Source organism: Thiocystis violacea, from assembly GCF_016583565.1.
Taxonomy (GTDB): Bacteria; Pseudomonadota; Gammaproteobacteria; order Chromatiales; family Chromatiaceae; genus Thiorhodococcus; species Thiorhodococcus violaceus_A.
The window spans coordinates 1-502 of record NZ_NRRF01000291.1 but is presented as its reverse complement, the minus strand read 5'-3'; the positions used below and the strand labels follow the sequence as shown (position 1 = coordinate 502).

The window sequence follows — 502 nt, the reverse complement described above, 5'->3', positions numbered from 1 at the left end:
TCGTAGACCCTATCGACCGCCGCCCCGATCTCAATCTGCCGTTCGAAGTACGAATGCACCTCGACAAGCACTTCGACACCCTTGGCTCGAGCCTTCTCGGCAAATTCCTCGATGAAGCCGTAGGTATCGTCCGTCATGAAGCACGTGGTGCCCGCCGTCTTGATGGCATAGCCCACCGCGTCCAATCGCACCATGGTCACCCCCGCGCGCGAGACCTCGTCGAGGATCGCGTCCAGGTAACGCTGCGCGGCGGGATGCGCCACATCGATATCGATCTGCTGAGGAGTAAACGTGGTCCACACCAGACGCTGCTCACCAGCGACCCTATAGGGCGTGAAGGGCACCCCAGGTCGCGGACGGTACACAGTCGTCAGGTCATGTTCCGTCGCGCCCTCAGGAAACACCGACGCCATGGTGAGGAACATGCCCGCCGAGGGAGACGCCTCTCCCCTGGCGCACCAGTCCACAAAGGACGCCGACGACGACGAGACGTGGTTCACGA

At 62.4% G+C, this 502-nt stretch carries 1 pseudogene; it reads right to left on the bottom strand.

Annotated features, from left to right (window positions below):
• Positions 1–413, bottom strand: a pseudogene (locus CKO23_RS25265) (sucrose phosphorylase); the annotation flags it as partial.
• Positions 414–502 lie beyond the last annotated feature (89 nt).